This is a genomic window from Paracoccus binzhouensis (assembly GCF_016446475.1).
Taxonomy (GTDB): domain Bacteria; phylum Pseudomonadota; class Alphaproteobacteria; order Rhodobacterales; family Rhodobacteraceae; genus Paracoccus; species Paracoccus binzhouensis.
The window spans coordinates 12,191-30,379 of sequence record NZ_JAEHFP010000047.1; the positions used below are offsets into that span (position 1 = coordinate 12,191).

Consider the following 18,189-nt stretch of genomic DNA (forward strand, 5'->3'; position numbering starts at 1 on the left):
CTTGACCCCGCGCGGGACTAACTATCGCCAAGCCCAGCAAAAGGAAGGCCCATGCTCTACAAGACCCAAGCCGAGTGGCTGGCCGCCCCGAGGAAGCGCGTGCTGTTCTTCGGCATGTCGGGGCTGGGCAAGACCTTCCTCGCCTCGATGCTGCGCGGCTCGGGGGAATGGTTCCATTATTCGGTCGATTACCGCATCGGCACCCGCTACATGGGCGAGCTGATCGCCGACAACTTCAAGCGCGAGGCGATGAAGGTGCCGTTCCTGCGCGAACTGCTGCTGTCGGATTCGGTCTATATCGCCAGCAACATCACCTTCGAGAACCTGGCGCCGCTGTCCACCTATCTCGGCAAGCCTGGCAGCGTGACCCGCGGCGGGCTGGAATTCGACGAATACATGCGCCGCCAGGACCAGCACCGCATGGCCGAGATCGCGGCGCTGCTGGATACCGGCCATTTCATCCGCCGCGCGCAGGAGATCTACAACCTGGGGCATTTCGTCTGCGATTCCGGCGGCTCGGTCTGCGAAGTAGTGGATCCCTTCGCCGAACGCGACCCGGTGCTGGACGCGCTGGAACGTGACCTGCTGCTGGTCTGGATCAAGGGCTCGGCCGAACATACCGAGGAGCTGGTGCGCCGCTTCGACCGGGCGCCGAAGCCGATGTATTACCAGCCGGATTTCCTGGACCGGGCCTGGACCGACTACCGGGTGGAGAAGGGCCTCAGCGAGGATGAGGTCAATCCCGACGACTTCATCCGCTGGACCTATGCCCGGGCGCTGGCCCACCGCCAGCCGCGCTACGAAGCCATGGCCCGGCGCGGCGTGACCCTGCTGGCCGAGGAGGTGGCGCAGGTCAGGACCCCCGACGACCTGATCCGGCTGGTCGGCCAGGCGATCGACCGGCGGATCCCGGAAGCCAAGACCGACAGAAAGGACGCATGATGCCCATTACCCTGCCCAATGACCTGCCCGCCTTCGACATCCTGTCGCGCGAGGGCGTCATGGTCATGTCGCCGGGCCGGGCGGCGACCCAGGACATCCGGCCGCTGCGCATCGGGCTTCTGAACCTGATGCCGAAGAAGATCCAGACCGAGAACCAGTTCGCCCGGCTGATCGGCGCCACGCCCCTGCAGATCGACTTCCAGCTGATCCGCATGTCGGACCACGAAAGCCGCAACACCGCCGCCGACCACATGGAAAGCTTCTACCGCCGCTTCTGCGAGGTCGAGGCCACGGGCGAGAAGTTCGACGGGCTGATCATCACCGGCGCGCCCATCGAGCACCTGCCCTTCGAGGCGGTGACCTATTGGGACGAGCTGACCCGGGTCTTCGCATGGACGCAGAGCCATGTGCATTCGACCTTCGGCGTCTGCTGGGGCGGCATGGCCATGGCCTGGCATTTCCACGGGCTGGAAAAGCACCTGCTGGACCACAAGGCCTTCGGCTGCTTCCGCCACCGCAACCTGGCGCCCTCCAGCCCCTATCTGCGCGGCTTTTCCGACGACGTGCTGGTGCCGGTCAGCCGCTGGACCGAGGTGCGCCAGCCCGAGGTGGACGCCATCCCGGCGCTGAAGACGCTGATCGCCTCGGACCAGGTCGGGCCCTGCCTGATCGAGGATGCCGGCCACCGCGCGCTCTATGTCTTCAACCATTTCGAATATGACAGCACCACGCTGAAGGACGAATACGACCGCGACGTGATCTCGGGCAAGCCGATCAACGTGCCGGTGAACTACTATCCCGAGGACGACCCCTCGCGCCTGCCGACGAATCGCTGGCGCAGCCATGCGCATCTGCTCTATGGCAACTGGATCAACGAGATCTACCAGACCACCCCCTTCGACCTGAACCGCATCGGCGAGGCCTGAACATGGGAAAGAACGGCGGAAAGAACGGCGCAAGGACCGGCGAGGACCAGCAGGACAAGGCGCTGCCCGACCTGCCCTTCGTCGGCGCCATCACCCGCTATCTGGAGAAGCAGGCGCCCGACGACCTGCGCAAGGCGGTGAAGGCGGCCGACAGGGACCGCATCCTGGACCCCTCCTACCCTTATGCCGAGGAGATGAAGGGCAAGGATTACGACGCGCAGATGGCCGGGCTGCAATTGCAGCTGGTGCGGCTGATGCGCGACGTGATCCATACCGGCAAGCGCATGGCGGTGCTGTTCGAGGGCCGCGACGCCGCCGGCAAGGGCGGCACCATCGAGCGGGTGCGCGAGAACCTGAACCCGCGCTCGGCCTATATCGTCGCCCTGCCCAAGCCCGAGGAGCGCGAGGCCGGCGAATGGTATTTCCAGCGCTATGTCGACTGGCTGCCCGCGCGGGGCGAGATCGCGCTCTTCGACCGCAGCTGGTACAATCGCGGCGTGGTCGAGAAGGTCTTCGGCTTCTGCACCGAGGCGCAGCGCGAGGCCTTCTTCCGCCAGCTGCCGCTGTTCGAGACCATGCTGGCCGATGACGGGGTGATCCTGGTCAAACTGTGGCTCGAGGTCGGCCGGGCCGAGCAGCTCAGCCGCTTCCTCGACCGCGAGCAGGACCCGCTGAAGCAATGGAAGCTGAGCCCCATCGACGTCGAGGGGCTGGCGAAATGGGACGCATACAGCGCGGCGATCCGGGACACGCTGCTGCGCAGCCATTCCGGCATCGCGCCCTGGACGGTGATTCGCGCCGACGACAAGAGGCGGGCGCGGATCGCCGCCATCCAGACCATCCTGCGCGCGGTCGAATTCGCCGGCCGCGACGACGCGGTGATCGGCCAGCCCGACCCGAAGATCACCGGCGGCCCGGAAATCCTGCCGAGCTGAGGCGAGGCAGGATGCGCGCGCCCTCCGCCGCCACCCTGCCCCGCTTCCCTTCCCTGCGAAGGGTTCCGGGGCTTGTCGTCCTGCTGTGGCTGGCGCTTCCGGCCCATGCGCAGGGCCTGCCGGACTGGCAGCATCCCCGCATCAACGATTTCGCCGGCCTGCTGTCGCCCGAGGATGCCCGCGCTCTCGACACGGCGCTGAGCGCGCTGCGCGAGCAGACCGGCATCGAGGGCGCCGTGGTCACGCTGGCCGACCGGGCGCAGCACGGCGGAAGCGACGGGCTGGAGCCCTTCGCCACCCGGCTGTTCAACCATTGGGGCATCGGCGATGCCGCGCGCAACGACGGTTTCATGGTGCTGGTGCTGGCCCGGGATCGCGAGGCGCGGATCGAGCTCGGCCGCGGCTACGAGAACGACGCCGACATCCTGGCGCAGGAGATCATGCGCAACAGCATGCTGCCCGCCTTCCGCGAAGGCGAGATGTCGCGGGGCATCCGCGACGGCACCGAGGCGGCGATCACGCTCATCGCCCGGCCCACGGCCGCGGGGCGGCCGGTCGGCGGGCCGGGCGGTTCCTGGCTGGAGCGGCTGTTTCCCTGGATCTTCGGCGGCGCATGGCTCGCGATCCTCGGCGGCATGGCGCGGCAGGTCTGGCGGCGCAACCGCTGCCCGGAATGCGGGCGGCGCGGGCTGGAGACCCGGACCGAGCCGCTGCAGACCCCGCTGCCCGAGGGCGGCCACATGGTCTCGCACGAATCCGTCACCCGGCGCTGCCCCGGCTGCGGCTGGTCCCGGACCCGGTCGCGGCCCTTGCCGCAGACGGTCTGGTACGACCCCGCGGGCGCGGTGCTGCGCAGCGAGCGCAGGCCCGGCTTCCGCGGCCGCTCGGGCGGTTCCCCGGGCTTCGGCGGCGGCTCGTCGCGGGGCGGCGGCGCCTCGGGCCGCTGGTAGTCATGCCACGCTTGCGAGGCGATGCGGGTCCGGCTAGCGTCGGGTCAGTCCGCCCTCAAGGAAAGATCCGACATGACATTCCTGCGCTCCTCTGCCCTGGCGATCGCCCTGGCCAGCACCGCCCTGACTGCCGCCCATGCCGCCGACCCCGAGCTCACGGTCTTCGACTGGGCCGGATTCGAGGAGCCGGTGATCTTCCAAGGCTATCTCGACAAGCATGGCGACAGCCCGACCTTCGCCTTCTACGGCGATGACGACGAGGCCTATCAGAAGCTCGCCTCGGGCTTCAAGGCGGACGTGGCGCATCCCTGCTCGCAGATGGTGTCGAAATACCGCGATGCCGGGCTGATCGAGCCCTGGCACACCGCGAAGATCCCGGCCTTCGAGAGCATCGACCCGAAATTCCTGAACTCGCCGATCTTCAAGGACGACCAGGGGGTCTGGTACATCCCGACCGACTGGGGCGCCACCGCCATCGCCTATAACAAGGACAACGTGCCGGCCGAGGACGTGGCCAGCCTGAACGTCTTCATCGACCCGAAATACCAGGGCCGCACCAGCCTGCCCGATTCGGCCGACGACGTCTGGGCGCTGGCCTATCTGGCGACCGGCACCACCGACTGGACCAAGGTCACGGACGAGCAGTTCAAGGCCGCCGCCGACTGGCTGCGCCAGGCCCATCAGAACGTCGCCGCCTATTGGGCCGACCCGGCCGAGCAGGCGCAGCTGATGGCCTCGGGCGCGGTGGACGTGGCCTGGTCCTGGAACGACGGCGTGGTGCTGCTGGAAAACGACGGCTTCCCGGTCGGCTTCCAGCGCGCGCCCAAGGAGGGCAGCTCGACCTTCTTCTGCGGCTTCATCAACCTGAAGGACGGCCCGGGCAGCGAGGACAAGGCCTATGATTTCATCAACGCCTGGCTGGCGCCGGAATCGGCCAAGGGCCTCCTGGACACCATCGGCTACGGCCATACCTCGACCGTGGCCATGGAGACGATCAAGGACGAGCCGGCGGTGAAGGAGGGCCTCTCGCCCGTCGACGCCCCGATCCTGGCCCAGACCCCGAACGACCCCGAGCAGCGCGAGAAGCAGCTGGCCGAGTTCGAGAAGATCAAGGCCGGTTTCTGACCGCCTGCCGGCGCCCCGCCCGACCGGCGGGCACAGCGCCCGTGGCGCGGCCGCATGGCTATCTGGACAACGAAGGAGGCCGGGACGCGCTGCCCGGCCTTCTTCGTTTCCCAGATACGCCAAGGGGTGAATCGGCCCGCGCAGCGGGACAAGAGGCGAACGGCGTTCCCCTCTCTTGCGCGCCGCAAGTGCCGGCCCTATATTCGCACCGTCCGGCGTCAGTCGGGCTATGGACATAAACGCGCAGGTAATAAGCGGATCGGACCCGGGGGCGGTACCCGGCGGCTCCACCATCAAACCCTCGTTGGGGGCGCATGGGGCCGAAACAGGATCGACGAACGTCTAAAGCTGTTTGCCTTGTCTCGGTGAGCTACCACCGTCATCGGTGCAAAATGTACAGTTGCCAACGACAACCGTGCTCCGGTCGCTCTGGCTGCGTAAGCAGCTCGGGTAACCGAAACCTCAAGCCCTTCCGCCTAGCAGCGTAAGGCGGGGCCCGCAGGAGCCTGGCAACAGAATCCTGCACCTTCCCCCCTTCGCCCGGCACGCCGCTCCCCACCGACCCGGAATCGCCCGGCGGCTGCGCGCCTTCCGTCAGACCTCGTGCACCCGGCGCATCAGCAGCGCGGCCAGGCCAGAGCAGGCCAGCGTCGCCAGCACGATGGGCCGCGCCGTCCCGTCGAAAAGCAGGCCGACCGGCGCCGCGATCAGCACCGCGCCGAAGGTCGAGACCGCCCCGATCACCGACGCCGCCATGCCGGCCACATGCCCCATGCGCTGCAGCGCCATGGCGTTCAGGTTGCCGAAGGTCACGCCAGCCATGAAGAACACGCTGACCGCCCAGAAGAAGAAGGCCGGGAAGCGCAGCGCCTCGGGCAGCAGGTCGCCGAGGACCAGCAGCGTCATGGCACCGGAAACCACCACCTGCATGCGATAGGCCATCACCACGATCCGCCGCATCCCCAGCCGCACGACATAGCGCGCGTTCAGCACCGTGCCGCTGCCCGACAGCAGCGCCATGGCCGCGAACCACAGCGGGAAGTCCTGGCCCTTGCCATAGGTGTCGACGAAAAGCTGCTGGGCCGAGCTGAGCAGCGCGAACATCTGCCCGAAGCCCAGCGTCATCACCAGCGTCACCAGCTGCACCTGGCGGTTGCCCAGCACCTCGGCGGCCGAGGTCGCCAGGTTGCGCAGGTTCAGCCGCTGGCGCTTCCCGGGCGGCAATGTCTCGGGCCGGCGCAGGTGCATCCACAGGCTGCCGATCAGCGCCAGCACCACGAAGGATCCGAACACCCCGCGCCAACCGACGAAATGGATCACCACCGCGCCGATCGACGGTGCCACCGCCGGCACCAGGATGAAGATCATCATCACGAAGCTGGTGATCCGCGCCATCTCGCGCCCCTGGTAAAGGTCGCGCACCATGGCCAGCGCCACGATCCGCGGCGCCGCCGCCCCCAGCCCCTGCACGAAACGCGCGGCAAGAAGATGGTCCAGCGTATCGGCGAAGATCGCCGCCACCGCCGCCGCGGCGTAAAGCGCGAAACCGGCGACGATGACCGGCTTGCGGCCCAGCGAATCCGAGACCGGCCCCGCCACCAGCAGTCCCAGCCCCATGCCGCCGACAAAGGCGGTCAGCACCAGCTGGGCGCGGTTCACGTCCTCGGGGGTCAGGGCGGCGGCGATCTGGGGCAGCGCCGGCAGCATCGAATCGATCGAGAAGGCGATGACGGCGAAGATCAGCGCCAGCATCGCGATGAATTCCGGCAGGGGCTGCCTGCGGAGCGGTCGGGCAATGGGATCGGTCATGTCGAATGGTGATTTCCGGCTGTTCGCCACCGGGGCCTAACCCTGCCAGGCCGGCGGTTCAAGGCCGGCCGGTTGCGCATGGCGACAGCCGGGCTATATCTGGCGCATGGGCGCATCGCTGAATCTCATGAAACTCTGCGTCGGCTGCGACGATCCGGCCGAGCTTGCCGCCTGGCAGCAGCATCGCTTCCAGGGCGGCCCGGCCCGGCACGTCACCCGCATGTGGCCCAAGCGCGAGGCCGAGCTGCTGAACGGCGGCTCGATCTACTGGGTGTTCAAGGGGGTGATGCAGGCCCGCCAGCGCATCCTGGACCTGCAGGAAGTCACCGGCGAGGACGGCATCCGCCGCTGCGCCCTGATCCTCGACCCCGGGCTGGTGCGGGTGGCGGCGGTGCCGCGCCGGCCCTTCCAGGGCTGGCGCTACCTGCCGGTCGCGGATGCGCCGCCCGACCTGCCGGAGGGACGCGAGGCCGAGCCGAACCTGCCGCCCGAGATCGCCCGCGCCCTGGCCGATATGGGCCTGCGCTGAGCCCCGCGCCGGAACCGTCGAAAGAGGAAGGGGGCAGGCGGCGCGACCGCAGCAGCCGCTGTCTCGACACGGCACCGATGCCCGGGGTGCAAAAAGGGCGCAAACCCGGACCGGGCAGCCCGGCGCGCGCCTCCCGGATTTCCGGCGTTTTCGGGGCCTGCCCGTTTTCGCTTTGGCCTGGATTTTTCCGTATGATCCTGCGCCCTGCGAGGCGCAGCGGATGCGGCGGGACAGTTTCATCCCATGGCAAAGGGGCGCGGGCGGCGCTTCAGCGGGTTAACTTGCTTGACTGCACCGATGATTGGGGTCCAGGAGGCTTGCTCCTGCCGATCCGGGCGGGTTTTCCAATCAACGCCGATCTGCAACTCTCTGTTTACAATGACCTCTCAAGACGATTTTCACGCCTTCAGCATCGAAGCCATCATGGATGAGCCAAAGCTGACGATCCTGCGCGGTGTTCCGGCAAACCCGACAGCCGATCCCATGGTGGTTTGCTTCGGAAGCTGGGGGCCAAAAGGCCGCCCGCCGGAATTCCGCCATGCCCTGGCTGCCATGCGGCGCAAGACATTGTTCGTCCTGGAACAGGATTTCGGGTATTATTCGCGGCCGCGGCGCGTGGAACGGATTTTCCCGATCATTGCCGCGGAAATGACGCGGCAGGGAACAGAGGTCGTTGATATCATGGAATTTTCTATCGAGGCTTTCGAGGCGATTTCCTGGGCTTCGATCCTCCCGGTCCGTCATACGATGGCGTTTGCTCCTCGTTGGTCGCCCGACCCCGCCATTGTTCGCGATCCGCGCGTTCGCAAGGAGATGGTCGAAAGCTCGGGCAGCCTGCGCTTTCCTACCGCAAAGGAGGGATCAAGGAAGATCAAGGGCGGGATGCTTCTCCACGGCCTGAACGGGCCTGATCCGCTCCATATCCCCTGCTTCCTCAGGGCCTTTCATCTGGACCATTGGGTGGCGCCGCAGGGGAACCATTTCATGCCCGCCTGGCTGCGCAATCAGCATATGCTGATTCCCGTGGTCCGGGCGGTTCTGAATGGCGAGCGCAAAGTCTACAATAGCCTGATGAAAAAGCTCCAGGCGAAGAAATCCCGGAGTCTTTCCATGCTCTATCGGCTCGCGCATTTGCGGATCACGGCCCCGAATCCCGGCCTCGACAAGGGAGAAATCGCCTAGAGCCGAGCCTTGCCGCGCCTTGCGGCAGGGAAATGGCAGATGCTCCGGGAAGATTTTCCAAGCAAGAACAATCGCTCGCGCTTGAAATTGGAGCGGGTGAAGGGAATCGAACCCTCGTCTTCAGCTTGGGAAGCTGCGGCTCTACCATTGAGCTACACCCGCGAGGCCCGGCCTGATTATCGCTCTGCCCGCAAGGCTGCAAGCGCAAAATCCGCCGCAGCCCGCGCGCGCCGTCCCGCCCAGCCCTGCCTTCGTCCTTCCCGGACAGGCGAAAGTCGCGGCACCGGGGTTTCTTCGTTCCCCAAATACCCATGCGGCCGGGCAAGCCCGCGCGGCGCCGCCCGTCTTTCACCGTTTCCCAAATGCCCGCAATCAGCCCAGCGCCCGCGCCCGGTCGCGCAGCAGGAACTTCTGGATCTTGCCGGTCGAGGTCTTGGGCAATTCGCCGAACACCACCGTCTTCGGCACCTTGTAGCGCGCCATGTTCAGCCGGCAGAAGGCGATCAGCTCGGCCTCGCTCAGCACCCGGCCGGGCTTCAGCGCCACGAAGGCGCAGGGGGTTTCGCCCCATGTCTCGTCCGGACGGGCGACCACCGCGGCCTCCATCACGTCGGGATGCTTGTAGAGCACGTCCTCGACCTCGATCGAGGAGATGTTCTCGCCGCCCGAAATGATGATGTCCTTGGAGCGGTCCTTGAGCTCGATATAGCCGTCCGGATGCAGGACGCCCAGATCGCCCGAGGCGAACCAGCCGCCCCGGAACGCCTTTTCCGTGGCCGAGGGGTTCTTTAGGTAGCCCTTCATGACGATGTTGCCGCGCATGAAGATCTCGCCCATGGTCCGGCCGTCGGCCGGGACCGGCTCCAGCGTCGCCGGGTCGGCGACCATCAGCCCGCCCAGCGCCGGGTTGCGCACCCCCTGGCGCGACTTCAGCCGCGCCCGCTCTTCGGCCTCCAGCCCGTCCCATTCGCCCTTCCAGGCGCAGACCACCGAGGGGCCGTAGGTCTCGGTCAGGCCATAGACATGGGTGATCTCGATGCCCATCGCCTCGACGGCGGCGATGACCGAGGCGGGCGGCGGCGCGCCGGCGACCATGGCCTTGACCGGATGGTCGAAATCCTTCAGCGCGTCCGGCGCATTGGCCAGCATGTTCATCACGATGGGCGCACCGCAGAAATGCGTCACCCGTTCCTCGCGGATCAGGCGGAAGATCGGCTCGGCCCTGACGGCGCGCAGGCAGACGCAGACCCCGGCATTGGCGGCAATGGTCCAGGGAAAGCACCAGCCGTTGCAATGGAACATCGGCAGGGTCCAGAGATAGCGCGCATGATGCGGCATTCCCCAGGAGGTGATGTTGGCCAGCGCGTTCAGCGCCGCGCCGCGGTGGTGATAGACCACGCCCTTGGGGTCGCCGGTGGTGCCCGAGGTGTAGTTCAGCGAGATGGCGTTCCATTCGCTGTCCGGCATGCGCCAGTCGAAATCCGGATCGCCCTCGGCCAGCAGCGCGTCATAGGTCAGCCGCCCGGCCCGGCCGCCGCCCGGGAAGCTGGGGTCAAGGATGTCCACCACCAGGATCTCGCGCCCGCGGGCGATCTTGACGGCGCGATCGGCCAGTTCGGCAAATTCCGGGTCGACCAGCAGCACGCTGGCCTCGCCATGCGCCAGGATGAAGGCCACCGCCTCGGCATCCAGTCGGGTGTTGATGGCGTTGAGCACCGCCCCGGTCATCGGCACGCTGAAATGGCTCTCGAACATCTCGGGGATGTTGGCGGCCAGGATCGCCACGGTATCGCCCTTGCCGATGCCGCGCCGCGACAGCGCCCCGGCGATGCGGCGGCAGCGCGCGTAGGTCTCGGCCCAGTTGCGGCGCACGCCGTCATGGACCACGGCCAGCGCCTCGGGATAGACCTGCGCCGTCCGCTCGATGAAGCGCAGCGGCGACAGCTGCTCGAAATTGGCCGCACAGGCGTCGAGGCCCTGACTGTAGATGTCGTAATTCGGCACGATCACTCCCCCCGTTCATCCGGCGCCCAAGGCGCGTCCCGCGCCGCAGCCTAGCCCAGCCACGCGGCGGATTGCCATGGGGATCGCGCGCCATGGGCGCATGCGCCGCAGGGCGCCGGGGTCGAAACGGACCGAAACGATTGGGGATTGATCATCGCCATCTAAACTGTTCGTTATGTTCCCGTCAGCAGACTGCCCGGAGCTAGAACGATGTCAGCGCTTGCGCGCCGCATGGCGATTTCCCTGATCCTGCCGCTTTCGGCAGGGCTCATCCCCGCCGCAGCCATGGCCCAGGATCCGTCGCAGATGCCGCCGCCGGCGGTCACGGTGGTTACGGTCCATACCCAGGACGTGGCCCTGACCACCACCCTGCCCGGCCGGGTGACCGCCTCGGCCGAGGCCGAGGTGCGCCCGCAGGTCAACGGCATCGTCACCGAGCGCCTGTTCGACGAGGGCAGCCATGTCAAGATCGGCGATCCGCTGTTCCGCATCGACGCAACCACCTACCAGGCCGCCGTCGCCCAGGCCGAGGCCGCCGTCGCCCAGGCCCGCGCCCAGGCCGAGAACGCCCGGCGCGAGGCCGAACGGGTCGGGGCGCTGCGCGACCGCCGCGTCGCCAGCGAAAGCACCACCGACAACGCCATCGCCGCGCGCGACGCCGCCGAGGCGGCGGTCAAGGTCGCCGAGGCGCAGCTGCTGACCGCGAAGATCGAGCTGGAGCGCACCACCATCCGCGCCGAGCTGGACGGAGAGATCGGCCTGGCGCAGACCAGCCAGGGCGCGCTGGTCACCGCCAGCCAGCAGACGCCGCTGGCGGTGATCCGCAAGCTGGACCCGGTGCATGTGGACGTAACCCAGTCGGCGGCCGAGGTCATCCGCTTCCGCCGGGCCATGGCCGCGCAGAACGAGGGGGCCGAGCATGCCGAGCAGAAGGTGACGCTGCGGCTGGCCGACGGCACCGAGTTCGACCAGGAGGGCACGCTGACCGCGGCCGAGCCCTATGTGAACGAGACCACCGGCGTGGTGACGCTGCGCCTGGCCTTCGCCAATCCCGACCGCATCCTGTTGCCGGGCATGTATGTGCAGGCGGTGGTGCAGCAGGCGACCGCCCGCAACGTGGTGCTGGCCCCGCAGGAGGGCGTGACCCGCGACCGCCGCGGCCAGCCCATCGCCCTGGTCGTCAATGCCGATAACGTGGTCGAGCAGCGCCAGCTGACCGTGCTGCAGGATATGGGCAACCAGTGGATCGTCAGCGAGGGGCTGGCCGATGGCGACCGCATCGTGGTCGAGGGGCTGCAGAAGATTGGTGCCGGCATGACCGTCGCCCCCGAGGAACGCCAGGCCGCCGCGACCGAAGGCGCCGATGCGGCCGCGGCTCCGGACGCGCCGGCGGCCGGGGGGGAAAAGCCCGCCGAGGAGCCCGCCTCCGCGGGAACAGGCGGCGAGGCCGCGCAGGACGGCGGTCAGGACGCTGCCCGAACCGACGGAGCCCCGGCGGAAGCAGGACCGACCGAATCCGAACCAGCCGAATCCGAAACCCCGGCGAACTGACCCGGACGCCGCGAGGAAACAGCACAGGAACCGCACATGGCCCGCTTTTTCATCGACCGTCCGGTTTTCGCCTGGGTGATCTCGATCCTGATCATGGGTCTGGGGCTCCTGTCGATCTTCAACCTGCCGGTGGCCCAGTATCCGCAGATCGCGCCGCCCACGGTCACCATCCGCGCCACCTATCCCGGCGCCTCGGCCGACACGGTGGCCAATACCGTCACCCAGATCATCGAACAACAGATGACCGGCCTGGACGGGCTGCGCTATTTCTCGTCCAGCTCGACCTCGGCCGGGACCTCGACCACGGACCTGACCTTCGAGACCGGCACCGATCCCGACATCGCCCAGGTGCAGGTGCAGAACAAGCTGGCCCAGGCCACCGCGCTGCTGCCCGAGCCGGTTCAGCGCCAGGGCATCACGGTCGAGAAATCCGCCTCGGGTTTCCTCATGGTGATCGGCCTGACCTCGACCAACGACCGCTACGAGCAGGTGGACCTGTCCGACTACCTGATCTCGAACATCGTCAACGACCTTTCCCGGGTCGAGGGCGTGGGTTCAGTCCAGGTCTTCGGCGCGCAATACGCCATGCGGATCTGGCTCGATCCCTCGAAGCTGGCCGCCTACGAGCTGACGCCTTCGGACGTGGTGGCAGCGGTTTCCTCGGAGAATGCCCAGATCTCGGCCGGGGCCTTCGGCAGCCGCCCGGCGCCGGCGGGGCAGATGCTGAACGCCACCATCACCGCGCAATCGCTGCTGTCCACCCCCGAGGATTTCGAGCAGATCGTGCTGCGCGCCGAAGCCGACGGAGGGCTGATCCTGCTCAAGGACGTGGCCCGGGTCGAGATAGGCGCCGAGGATTACATGACCGATGCCCGCTACAACGGCCAGCCGGCCTCGGGCATCGCCATCAGCCTGGCCTCGGGCGCCAATGCGCTGGACACCGCCGAGCGGGTCAAGGCGCGGATGGAAGAGTTCGCCCGCTTCTTCCCCGAGGGCATGGACTACGTCATCCCCTTCGACACCACGCCCTTCGTGCTGATCTCGATCGAGGAGGTGGTGAAAACGCTGGTCGAGGCCATCATCCTGGTGTTCTTCGTCATGCTGCTGTTCCTGCAGAACTGGCGCGCGACGCTGATCCCGACCCTGGCGGTGCCGGTGGTCATCCTGGGGACGTTCGGCATCCTCGCCGCGCTCGGCTTCACCATCAACACCCTGACCATGCTGGCCATGGTGCTGGCCATCGGCCTGCTGGTGGACGACGCCATCGTCGTGGTCGAGAACGTCGAGCGCATCATGGAGGAGGAGGGGCTGGAGCCGCGCGAGGCCACCCGCAAATCCATGGGCCAGATCACCGGCGCGCTGATCGGCATCGCGCTGGTGCTGTCGGCGGTCTTCGTGCCCATGGCCTTCTTCGGCGGCTCGACCGGGGTGATCTACAAGCAGTTCGCCATCACCATCGCCAGCGCCATGGGCCTTTCCGTAGTGGTGGCGCTGACGCTGACCCCGGCGCTTTGCGCCACGCTCCTGCGCAACGAGCACGGGCACAAGACCCGCGGCATCTTCGGCCTGTTCAACCGCGGCTTCGACCGGACCATGCAGGGCTATGGCTCCTGGGTGGGCTGGATCATCCGCAGGCCGCTGCGCATGATGCTGATCTATCTGGGCATCGGCGCGGCCATGGTGCTGCTGTTCCTGCGAACCCCCACCGGCTTTCTGCCGGACGAGGACCAGGGCATCATGTTCGTGCTGGTCCAGGGCCCGACCGGCGCCACCACCGAGCGCACCCAGGCGGTCATCAGCCAGATCGGCGAGTATTTCGAGAAGAACGAGGCCGAGAACGTCGACAGCTTCTTCGGCGTCACCGGCTTCAGCTTCGCCGGCTCGGGGCAGAACATGGGCATCGCCTTCCTGCGGCTGAAGGACTGGAAGGACCGCCCGCGCCCCGACCAGTCGGTGCAGGCCATCGCCGGGCGCGCCTTCCCGGCGCTGATGGGCATCCGCGACGCCATGGTCTTCCCGATCGTGCCGCCCTCGGTGATCGAGCTGGGCAACGTCTCGGGCTTCGACTTCTACCTGCAGGCCCGCGCCGGGCAGACGCATGAGCAGCTTCTGGACGCGCGCAACCAGCTTCTGGGCATGGTCGGCCAGGACGGCCGCATCGCCCAGGCCCGGCCGAACGGGCTGGAGGATGCGGCGCAATACAACCTGGACATCGACTGGCGCAAGGCCGGCGCCATGGGGGTCTCGGCCACCGATGTGGGCAGCCTGCTCTCGGTCGCCTGGGCCGGGACCTATGTCAACGACTTCATCGACCGCGGCCGCATCAAGAAGGTCTATGTGCAGGGCGAGCCCGTCTCGCGCGCCGTGCCGACCGATATCGACAAGTGGCGGGTCAGGAACAGCTCGGGCGGGCTGGTGCCCTTCTCGAATTTCGCCGAGGGGCGCTGGAGCTACGGGCCGCAGGGCCTGTCGCGCTATAACGGCGTGCCGGCGATGCAGATCCAGGGCAACCCGGCGCCCGGCGTCTCCTCGGGCCAGGGCATGGCCGCGATCGAGGAGATCGCGGCGCGGCTGCCCACCGGCTTCGACGTGGCCTGGACCGGGCTGTCGCTCGAGGAACAGCGGGCCGGCAACCAGACGACGCTGCTTTACGGCCTGTCGCTGGCGGTGGTGTTCCTGTGCCTGGCGGCGCTTTACGAAAGCTGGTCGATCCCCTTCGCGGTGATGCTGGCCATGCCCATCGGCGTGCTGGGCGCGCTGGTCGGGGCCTGGCTGGGCGGCTTCGACAACGGCGTGTTCTTCCAGGTCGGCCTGCTGACGGTGATCGGCCTGACCGGCAAGAACGCCATCCTGATCGTCGAATTCGCCCGCGAGCAGGCCGAACAGGGCAAGCCGCTGTTCGAGGCGGTGACCGAGGCGGCGCGGCAGCGCTTCCGGCCGATCATGATGACCTCGGTGGCCTTCTCGCTGGGGGTGCTGCCGCTGGCGCTGTCCACCGGGGCCGGCGCCAATGGCCGCAACACCATCGGCGCCACGGTGCTGGGCGGCACCGTCTCGGCCACGGTGCTGGGCGTGCTGTTCGTGCCGCTGTTCTTCGTGCTGGTACGCCGGGCGCTCGGCCGCCCCGAACCGGCAGAACCCGCCGCCGCCAAGGGCTGAGCCGCGGGCCGGGGCGGATCGCCGCTCCGGCCCCTGGCCACATCCCCCCCTCGCCCGTCCAGCCGGCTTGCCCGGCGCCCGTCCCCGGCCTAGTCTTTCGCCCGAGGAGGCCGCCTTCGCGGCGGCGGGGAGGGGAATGGACGCAACCGGCCATATCGCGACCGTGCGACAGGCGCCCCAGACGCGGGCCCGGCCGCATGGCGTGGCGCTGCGGTTGCTGGCGCTTGGCGGCTCGGCGCTGGCCTGGCTGGCCATGGTCGCCATCGTCGCCTCGGTCCTGGTGCTCAACGCGCGCGAATCGGTGCGGCACGAGACGCAGGCAGCCTTCCGGCTGGCCAATGCCTTCGCCACGCTGCGGCTGCCGACCTCCTTCGCGCGGCGCGACATGATGGCCGAGGCAGCGAGCATCGCCGCCGATATCGAATCGCAGCGCCATGTCGCAGCCGAGCTGCGCGACGCCACCGGCCGGCCGGTGCCGCTGCGCCTGCCACCGCAGCCGCCGCCGGACGCTGCCCCGCGCTGGTTCGCGGCGCTGATCCGTCCCGAACCGCTCAGCGACCTGATCCCGATCGCGCAATATCCCAACGTGCTGGGCGTGCTGGAGATCCGCGCCGATCCCCGGGACGAGATCGCCGAGGCCTGGGCCGATTTCCGCCGCATCCTGGCGATGCTGGCGGTGACGGCGCTGGCCGCCATCGGCGTCACCATGGCGATCACCGGCCTGGTGCTGCGCCGGCTGGGGCTGCTGGGCGCGGCGCTGGCGCGGATGCGGGCGGGCGATCTGGACCATCCCGCGCCGCAGACCGGGCTCAGCGAACTGGCCGCGCTCAGCGACGGGGTGAACGCGCTGGCCGCGCATCTGGCGCGCGAGCGGGCCGAGAACCGCCGCCTGCAGGGCCGGATGATGACCCTGGCCGAGGCCGAGCGCGCCCGCATCGCCAGCGACCTGCACGACGGCATCGGGCCGCAGATCTTCGCCCTGCAGGCCGCCGTGGGCCAGGCCGAGGACCGGGCGCGGGACCTTCCCGACCCGGCGCTTTCGGCCGCCCTGGCCGCCGTCTCGCGCCATGCCGGGGCAATCCGGCAAAGCGCCCGCGCCGCCATCGACGATCTGCGCCTGACCCCCGCCGGGGACGCGGGCCTGGCCGAGATGCTGCAGGAGCTGCTGATCGAATTTTCCGATATCGCCCCGCAGGTCGAGATCATGCTCGACGCCGCCCCCGACCTGCCCGAGCCCGACGAGGCCGGGCAGATCGCGCTTTACCGCTTCGTGCGCGAAAGCGTGCTCAACGCCCTGCGCCATGCCGGGCCGGACAGCATCCGCGTCGGTCTGGCGCTGCGCGGGGGCGCGCTGGTCGCCTCGGTCAGCGACGACGGCAGCGGGCCGGCACCCGCCAGCCGGCGCGGGCTGGGCCAATCGGGCATGCGCGACCGGGCCAGCGCGCTTGGCGGCCGCTACCTGCCGCCACACCGCGAGGGGGCGCTGACCCTGACCGAGTTCCACCTGCCCTGCCCGCCCGACCAAGGACCAGCCCGATGACCGCGACCGCCGCCCCCGCCCCCGTCTCCGCCGCCCCGCTGCGCGTGCTGATCGTCGACGACCACCCGGTGGTGGCCGAGGGCTGGGAATGGATCACCCGCGGCCGGCTGGAATGCCGGGTCAGCGCCGCAGCCACGCCCCTGCAGGGCTGGCGGGCCTGGCGGCGCGAGGCCCCGGACGTGATGGTCGTGGACCTGACCATGGGCGAGGCGCGCCATGCCGGGCTGCGGCTGATCGCGCGGCTGCGCGCCGCCGGCGCCGCGCTGCCGATCCTGGTCTTCACCATGCATCGCAGCCCCATCGTCGCCCGCCGGGCGCTGCAGGCGGGCTGCAACGGCATCATCATGAAGGATTCGCCCTCGGCCGAGATCTGCGAGGCGCTGCGGCAGGTGGCCGCGGGCGGCGACTACGTGCCGGCCGACCTGGCGCGCAAGATCGCGCTGATGGAACGCCCCGGCGCCACGCCCGCCCGCCCGCGCCTGACCCCGCGCGAGACCGACATCCTGCGCGCCATCGCCGAGGGTCTGTCCTATCGCGAGATCGCCGAGCGCGCCGGCATCAGCTACAAGACCGTCTCCAATGTCAGCCAGACGCTCAAGGACAAGCTGGGCGCGCAGAGCCTGGCCGACCTGGTGGTCAAGGCGCTGCGCCACCTGGACGAAGAACGCGACGGGATCTGAGCCATGGCCCGCTCGCCCTCATCCCACCGCTCACCCGCTGCGCGGCCACTGATCGGCACCCGCATCCGCGAGCGCCGCCTGTCCTTGGGCCGGCGCCAGACCGAAGTGGCGCGGCGGGCCGAGATCTCGGCCGCCTATCTGAACCTCATCGAGCACAACCGCCGCCCGGTGGGCGAGGCGCTGCTGTCCCGCCTGGCCGAGGCGCTGGAGATCGACGCGACCGAACTCGCCTCGGACCGCGAGGAGACGCTGGTCAGCGCCCTGCGCGAGGCGGCGGCGCGGGTCCCGGACCAGTCGGGCATCGCCGTCGAGCTGGACCAGATCGCCGAATTCGCCGCGCGGTTTCCGGGCTGGGCCTCGGTGCTGGCCGCGGCGACGCGGCGCGCCGACGCACTGGAGCGGCGGCTGGTCGCGCTTTCGGACCGCATGACCCGCGACCCCTATCTGGTGGCGACGCTGCACGAGGTGCAATCGGCGGTGACGGCGCTGCGCTCGACCGCCTCGATCCTGGCCGAGACGCCCGAGATCGAGCCGGAATGGCGCGACCGCTTCCACGCCAACCTGGACAGCGACAGCCAGCGCCTGTCGCGCACCGCGCAATCGCTGGTCGCCTATCTGGACAGTTTCGAGGACGAGGCGGTGCCGATGTCGCCACAGGAGGAGGTCGAGGCCTGGATCGCCGCCGGCCAGCCCGAGACCGCCGAGGCGACCGAGCTGGCCTCGGACGCGGCGCAGGCCATGGCACGCGAGGTGCTGGCGATGCAGGCCCGCGACCGGGCGGCGCTGCCCGATGCCGCGCTGTCCTCGGCGGTGGCCGAGGCGGGCGAGTGCGGCGACGACCCGGCGGCGATCGCGGC

At 68.9% G+C, this 18,189-nt stretch carries 14 protein-coding genes, 1 tRNA gene and 1 other RNA gene; 13 read left to right on the forward strand and 3 right to left on the reverse strand.

All coding sequences use genetic code 11. The features are described 5' to 3' along the window. Positions 1–51: 51 nt before the first annotated feature. The 6 genes from I9P22_RS12280 to ssrA all read left to right on the forward strand — a co-directional run bounded on the left by I9P22_RS12280 (position 52) and on the right by ssrA (position 5,405). On the forward strand, positions 52–942 hold the full coding sequence (locus I9P22_RS12280) for an ATPase (RefSeq protein WP_199259773.1): 891 nt from the start codon (positions 52–54) through the stop codon (positions 940–942). Next, the gene (locus I9P22_RS12285) at positions 942–1,868 is read left to right on the forward strand and encodes a homoserine O-succinyltransferase (protein WP_199259795.1); all 927 of its coding nucleotides are present in this window, start codon (positions 942–944) and stop codon (positions 1,866–1,868) included. Before I9P22_RS12280 ends, I9P22_RS12285 begins: the two co-directional genes overlap by 1 nt. A gap of 2 nt (positions 1,869–1,870) precedes the next feature. Further along, positions 1,871–2,803, forward strand: a complete 933-nt coding sequence (ppk2, locus tag I9P22_RS12290) for a polyphosphate kinase 2 (RefSeq protein ID WP_233253358.1) — start codon at positions 1,871–1,873, stop codon at positions 2,801–2,803. Between the two features lie 11 nt (positions 2,804–2,814). Next, positions 2,815–3,753 carry a TPM domain-containing protein gene (locus tag I9P22_RS12295; protein ID WP_199259775.1) on the forward strand — a complete coding sequence of 313 codons (939 nt, stop codon included), beginning with the start codon at positions 2,815–2,817 and terminating at the stop codon, positions 3,751–3,753. A 72-nt stretch (positions 3,754–3,825) separates the two neighbouring features. Next, positions 3,826–4,878: an ABC transporter substrate-binding protein gene (locus I9P22_RS12300; RefSeq protein WP_199259777.1), complete on the forward strand. Its 1,053-nt coding sequence runs from the start codon at positions 3,826–3,828 to the stop codon at positions 4,876–4,878. Positions 4,879–5,049: 171 nt separating this feature from the next. Next, positions 5,050–5,405: a transfer-messenger RNA gene (ssrA, locus tag I9P22_RS12305) on the forward strand. Between the two features lie 67 nt (positions 5,406–5,472). Here the strand turns inward: ssrA and I9P22_RS12310 are convergent. Further along, on the reverse strand, positions 5,473–6,687 hold the full coding sequence (locus tag I9P22_RS12310; RefSeq protein WP_199259779.1) for a multidrug effflux MFS transporter: 1,215 nt from the start codon (positions 6,685–6,687) through the stop codon (positions 5,473–5,475). A gap of 106 nt (positions 6,688–6,793) precedes the next feature. Here I9P22_RS12310 and I9P22_RS12315 point away from each other — a divergent pair, with 106 nt between their 5' ends. Both I9P22_RS12315 and I9P22_RS12320 read left to right on the forward strand, forming a co-directional pair. Next, positions 6,794–7,216 carry a DUF1489 family protein gene (locus I9P22_RS12315; RefSeq protein WP_199259780.1) on the forward strand — a complete coding sequence of 141 codons (423 nt, stop codon included), beginning with the start codon at positions 6,794–6,796 and terminating at the stop codon, positions 7,214–7,216. A 378-nt stretch (positions 7,217–7,594) separates the two neighbouring features. Continuing rightward, positions 7,595–8,398 carry a hypothetical protein gene (locus I9P22_RS12320; protein ID WP_199259782.1) on the forward strand — a complete coding sequence of 268 codons (804 nt, stop codon included), beginning with the start codon at positions 7,595–7,597 and terminating at the stop codon, positions 8,396–8,398. A gap of 88 nt (positions 8,399–8,486) precedes the next feature. Here I9P22_RS12320 and I9P22_RS12325 read toward each other — a convergent pair. Then, a tRNA-Gly gene (locus tag I9P22_RS12325) sits at positions 8,487–8,560 on the reverse strand. A 210-nt stretch (positions 8,561–8,770) separates the two neighbouring features. Beyond that, positions 8,771–10,402: an acyl-CoA synthetase gene (locus I9P22_RS12330; RefSeq protein WP_199259783.1), complete on the reverse strand. Its 1,632-nt coding sequence runs from the start codon at positions 10,400–10,402 to the stop codon at positions 8,771–8,773. Between the two features lie 210 nt (positions 10,403–10,612). Between I9P22_RS12330 and I9P22_RS12335 the strand changes: the two genes are divergently transcribed. The 5 genes from I9P22_RS12335 to I9P22_RS12355 all read left to right on the forward strand — a co-directional run. Then, a complete protein-coding gene (locus I9P22_RS12335; RefSeq protein WP_199259784.1) occupies positions 10,613–11,953 on the forward strand; it encodes an efflux RND transporter periplasmic adaptor subunit in 1,341 nt (446 codons plus the stop codon). 36 nt (positions 11,954–11,989) lie between these two features. Further along, entirely contained in the window at positions 11,990–15,112 is a 3,123-nt protein-coding gene (locus I9P22_RS12340; RefSeq protein ID WP_199259786.1) for an efflux RND transporter permease subunit, read from the forward strand. Positions 15,113–15,248: 136 nt separating this feature from the next. After that, complete coding sequence (locus I9P22_RS12345; protein WP_199259788.1) at positions 15,249–16,652, forward strand: sensor histidine kinase; 1,404 nt, start codon at positions 15,249–15,251, stop codon at positions 16,650–16,652. Further along, the gene (locus tag I9P22_RS12350; RefSeq protein ID WP_199259790.1) at positions 16,649–17,332 is read left to right on the forward strand and encodes a response regulator transcription factor; all 684 of its coding nucleotides are present in this window, start codon (positions 16,649–16,651) and stop codon (positions 17,330–17,332) included. Before I9P22_RS12345 ends, I9P22_RS12350 begins: the two co-directional genes overlap by 4 nt. A gap of 3 nt (positions 17,333–17,335) precedes the next feature. Beyond that, positions 17,336–18,189: helix-turn-helix domain-containing protein (locus I9P22_RS12355; protein ID WP_199259792.1), on the forward strand; the 854-nt coding region annotated here is incomplete at its 3' end.

Bases quoted from the DNA above. Each gene is read 5' to 3' on its own strand.
- ppk2 (WP_233253358.1), top strand. From the start codon at position 1,871: ATGGGAAAGAACGGCGGAAAGAACGGCGCAAGGACCGGCGAGGACCAG.
- I9P22_RS12340 (WP_199259786.1), top strand. From the start codon at position 11,990: ATGGCCCGCTTTTTCATCGACCGTCCGGTTTTCGCCTGGGTGATCTCG.
- I9P22_RS12285 (WP_199259795.1), top strand. From the start codon at position 942: ATGCCCATTACCCTGCCCAATGACCTGCCCGCCTTCGACATCCTGTCG.
- I9P22_RS12295 (WP_199259775.1), top strand. From the start codon at position 2,815: ATGCGCGCGCCCTCCGCCGCCACCCTGCCCCGCTTCCCTTCCCTGCGA.
- I9P22_RS12345 (WP_199259788.1), top strand. From the start codon at position 15,249: ATGGACGCAACCGGCCATATCGCGACCGTGCGACAGGCGCCCCAGACG.
- I9P22_RS12315 (WP_199259780.1), top strand. From the start codon at position 6,794: ATGGGCGCATCGCTGAATCTCATGAAACTCTGCGTCGGCTGCGACGAT.
- I9P22_RS12280 (WP_199259773.1), top strand. From the start codon at position 52: ATGCTCTACAAGACCCAAGCCGAGTGGCTGGCCGCCCCGAGGAAGCGC.
- I9P22_RS12310 (WP_199259779.1), bottom strand. From the start codon at position 6,687: ATGACCGATCCCATTGCCCGACCGCTCCGCAGGCAGCCCCTGCCGGAA.
- I9P22_RS12335 (WP_199259784.1), top strand. From the start codon at position 10,613: ATGTCAGCGCTTGCGCGCCGCATGGCGATTTCCCTGATCCTGCCGCTT.
- I9P22_RS12300 (WP_199259777.1), top strand. From the start codon at position 3,826: ATGACATTCCTGCGCTCCTCTGCCCTGGCGATCGCCCTGGCCAGCACC.
- I9P22_RS12320 (WP_199259782.1), top strand. From the start codon at position 7,595: ATGACCTCTCAAGACGATTTTCACGCCTTCAGCATCGAAGCCATCATG.
- I9P22_RS12350 (WP_199259790.1), top strand. From the start codon at position 16,649: ATGACCGCGACCGCCGCCCCCGCCCCCGTCTCCGCCGCCCCGCTGCGC.